Here is a 1,612-nt window from a genome sequence, read left to right on the forward strand (position 1 = left end):
AGCAGTTCTTCATGAACGTCAGGTCCTTCGAGTATTTCAAGACCAAGAAAAACCCGCTGCCAGATTTCGTGCTGCCATCGGAGGAAACCCTCGCGGCCCTTGAAGCCGATCTTGACGAATGGTTTTCTAAGAAGCGTCGGGGCAAGTATTCCAAGGTGTTCGTTTATCCGAAAGAAGGCCACACATGGTTCCTCGTGCGCCACGGGAAGCCCTATGCTCGTGAGGCGGTCATTGAGGCCGGTGAGTCCACCAGTCAGTACTTCCGCCCTGAAAAATTCGACGTGCTTGCCTACAACCCCGTCATTGGGGAGATCCGCATGAACGCCGAAACCAAGGGCGAGAAGGAGCTCTACCGGAAGAAATTCGGGCTGCATCTGTTCGGCAACGAAGAGTTCTTTAGCGAGCGCAGCCGATTCGACCTCGAGCCACTACGGCAGATCGGGGAAGAAGCGCTTCTTTGTGACGACGTGGAAGGCATTGAATACGTCAGACTGAAAGAGGTTCAGTTTTTTTGGGGTGGCGCACACAAGGATATAGAAATCCGGCGATCCGAGGACATGTTCGCTTCTCTCCGAGATCGGGATAAGACCCTTCCCGCTGGAGGCAAGATCGTCAAGGCGAGCTTCCAGATCAAATTCGACGGTTCCAAGACGCCCAGGTCGGTCACCTTGAGTTCAGGTAACCGAGCGCAATTCAAGCGGGATGGTGATGCCGAGGTTATCGAGCGCTGGCTCGGACTCAGGGGCTTTATTGTCGGAGCCGGAGGGACATCGGATGAGTGACCCCTTCTGGGCATATCTGGAGAGATTGCCTGGAAAGTCGGCGGCGCTGTTCGATTGGGATAAGGCGCTCTCCGGTTGGGACCGGTATCCATTGTTTCGGGACAATTTTCTTCAACTGACCAAGAATCACGCGACCGCTGTGGATTGCCCGACGGAATGTGGCCTGGGATGCCCACGTAGTGTGATCACCCATGCGAAGACCGACATCCGAGCCGTCTGCATCGAAAAAGAACACGCGGCCATCCAACTCTCTCCACGGCAGACGCTGATCTACCGGCTCAAGCAGTCAGCCATCAATGGCGCTATCTGCACGGCCATGGGAATTGAACACCGAGAGGCAAAACTCGATGGCCTGCCCCACACATGGAGACTGGGCGATTTCATACCCACGGCCGGGATGGACTTCCCTGTTGTGCTGACAATGCAGGACAGCAAGGACACGCTGGTAGAGGTCGTCCGATCATTATGCCTTTCGACCCCCAAACCCTTTGTTGTAATAGCGCCCACGCGCCTTCATCTGAGTCCTGCAGTTGAAACACTGCTGGCGCAGAAAGACAGCCTTTTCGTCGCGCTGAACGAAGATCTGTACCTGGGTGATGCGCCACGACTCCTGACCTGTCGGGACAAGACTGAGATATTCGCTCCCCTTATCGATCAGGTGCCTGGGCCGGATTCAGGCGGCACAGTGTTTTTCATGACACCGCCGGGCACCACATGGCCACAAATCAAGATTCAGTTCCGCGATGGCCATACCGTCACAATATGGGCGGGAGACCAGAGCGGTCGATACACCTATACGCAAATGGGAATGGCGAGCAGGAAGAATGGCA

At 55.5% G+C, this 1,612-nt stretch carries 2 protein-coding genes; both read left to right on the plus strand.

Annotated elements, in window-relative coordinates:
* The coding region (locus PLF13_15065; protein HOP08586.1) for a hypothetical protein at positions 1–782 on the plus strand (782 nt) is incomplete at its 5' end.
* On the plus strand, positions 775–1,612 hold an 838-nt coding region (locus PLF13_15070; protein ID HOP08587.1), incomplete at its 3' end, for a hypothetical protein. The genes PLF13_15065 and PLF13_15070, both read left to right, overlap by 8 nt.

The organism is Candidatus Zixiibacteriota bacterium (assembly GCA_035380245.1).
Taxonomy (GTDB): Bacteria; Zixibacteria; MSB-5A5; order GN15; family FEB-12; genus DAOSXA01.